The organism is Leekyejoonella antrihumi, from assembly GCF_007845645.1.
GTDB classification, from domain to species: Bacteria; Actinomycetota; Actinomycetes; order Actinomycetales; family Dermatophilaceae; genus Leekyejoonella; species Leekyejoonella antrihumi.
In genome coordinates this window covers 1-2,281 of record NZ_VCQV01000109.1, presented here as the reverse complement: position 1 = coordinate 2,281, position 2,281 = coordinate 1, and the positions used below count along the sequence as shown (strand labels likewise).

Sequence of the window (2,281 nt, the reverse complement as noted above, 5' to 3'; positions counted from 1 at the left end):
AGCGTCGGTCACGTCGAGGTCTTCCAGATGGGCAGTGTCAGAACTTCCATCATCGGGAGGCCTCGACGCCTATCCCGTGATCGACGCGCCGACCAGCACTACACCCTTAAATCTGAAGAGCCACTATGTCGCCCGAGCCCTGCTGGAGTCCGGAGGATTCAGACTCCGATGACGCCCGGGATCCTGAAGAGCCAGAAAACGACGCTGGGCATCAGCGCTCACAGTCCAACGAGCGGTGCACACTCAAACCGCAAAGCTCGAGATGCCATAGAAGCGCTCGAATTTCGACAGCACGCTCGACTCACGCGAGATCGAAGCTAGCCTTCGGGCGTGAAGTAGTCGTGCACGGCAGCCTCCAATTCTGTTTGCTGGTTTCCTGCAAGACTCTGTTTCAAAATAGGACTCGTGACTTCGCTCAGCTTCTCCATCGCCCCAACGTTTCCGTTTGTGTGCAAAGGCCCGGTCGGCGCCCGGCCCGAGTCTGAGTCCTTCGCCAGGGGTGGGAGCCCCGAGGACCGTCATCGGTTGTCTCCGTCGAACAGGATCGTGGCCGAGTTCGGCAGCGGCCGCACCAGTGGGCATGTGGGGGGCCGTAGTCCGGCACCATCTTGGTCGGTGACACCGAGTGGGATTGCGAGCGCTTCGAATGAGCGGCGAAGTGCCACCAGTTGGGGCTGCAAATGACATGGCGGCGGCGGGCTGGTGGTGCCGAGGAATCTGTCCCGGATATCGAGCACGTGGACGTCCCGCGGATGCGGAATGAACGATTGCAGCGGACCCGTGACTCCCTGCGCAGCCACGGACTGGCCGCTGCCCTTCTGTGTGATCCGCTGAACGTCCGCTACGCGGCCCTTCCGGCGGTATGCGATGTATTCAGCATGCACGTCACGTCGCGGTGGTTGCTGGTCCCGGTGGAGTCCGATCCAGTGTTGTGGGAGTATGCCGACGCGATGCATGTTACAGAGCACGAATGGGCCGGTGACCTTCACCCGGCTAGGGGCTGGACGTTTTTCGGCTCGGGCTCTCGCAGTGCTGCCGATGCCACCCGGTTCGCAGCAGAGATCACCGCTGAGTTGCGGGAGCGAGGCATTCTGGGTGAGCCGCTTGGTCTGGACCGGCTTGAGGCGGTTGGCTACCTCGCCCTGACGGAGGCCGGCGTGAAAGTCGTTGACGCGCAGTCGGCGATGGAGCAGGCCAGAGCGATCAAGACCTACGACGAACTCACGGTGATTCGGCGCAATGCCCGCTCCTGCGACGACTCGATCGCCGCGCTGCTGGGGGCAATGCAACCCGGTGTCACGGAGGACTACTTATGGGGCACGCTGGTCGGAACAAGTCTGAAGGCGGGGGCACTCTGGTGCGAGACTCGGCTGCTGTCTTCAGGTCCGCGGACAAACCCGTGGATGCAAGAGGCGAGTGCGAGAGTGGTGCACGAGGGTGAGTTGGTCGCATTCGACACCGACTTGGTGGGCGAAGACGGATACCTGACCGATGTATCACGTACCTACCTATGCGGCGACAAGCCACCTACCGATGAGCAGCGCCGGCTTTACCAGGCCTCCTATGCGTTCCTGCATACGGCCCTGCCGCAGTTTCGCGCCGGTGCATCGTTCGAAGAGTTAGGCCGCAGGATCGCGCGGCAACTACCTGAAGAGTTCCAGCAGCAGCGATACCCGTTTGTCGCGCATGGCACTGGCATGGTCGACGAGTATCCGTGTGTAAACTTCGTAGACCACCATGAGGGGCAACTCGAGGTCGGCATGGTGATGAGCGTCGAGTCCTACGTTGGGGCGGTCGGCGGAGCGCAGGGCGTCAAACTCGAGGAGCAGGTGGTGATCACCGCTGATGGGCCGGAACCCATTTCGACGGCGCCATATGATCAGCGGCTCCTCGGCTGAGGTGGCGCACCTGAGTGACAGGGCGAACGCAGGGTGGAGGCTCCTCAATTCGGCCGCCTGGTCGAGGTGGGATGTTTGGTGACGCTCGAGGTCGAACAACCGGCCGTAAGTTTCGATATGCCTGCTAATCAAAGCTGTTCATAGACAATAAGCGGGTTGTTCCACACACTGCATGCCACATCGGGTGCTGACTGACCCCACGTGAGCTTACGGTGATGCCCGCGGGTCGGTGATGATGGCGGCCTGCCGGGCGAGGTGAAGGGGCTCTTCAGACCTGTGGTGGGGGTAGGTGCTCGTCGTGGGTGAGTCCGCCGCCGATCAGGAGCATGCGTAGTCGGTAGTTGTCGCGGTTGCGGAAGCCGCGGGCGATGCGCCGTTGCAGC

Annotated in this window: 1 protein-coding gene; it reads left to right on the top strand. The window is 62.2% G+C overall.

The genetic code is table 11. From position 1 onward, the window contains the following. The first annotated feature begins 680 nt into the window (after positions 1-680). Positions 681-1,898 (top strand): M24 family metallopeptidase, encoded by a 1,218-nt coding sequence (locus tag FGL98_RS24930; RefSeq protein ID WP_146321556.1) that lies wholly within the window; start codon positions 681-683, stop codon positions 1,896-1,898. The last annotated feature ends 383 nt before the right edge of the window (positions 1,899-2,281 follow it).

Coding starts and splice junctions, on each gene's coding strand:
- FGL98_RS24930 (WP_146321556.1), top strand. CDS start 681: ATGACATGGCGGCGGCGGGCTGGTGGTGCCGAGGAATCTGTCCCGGAT.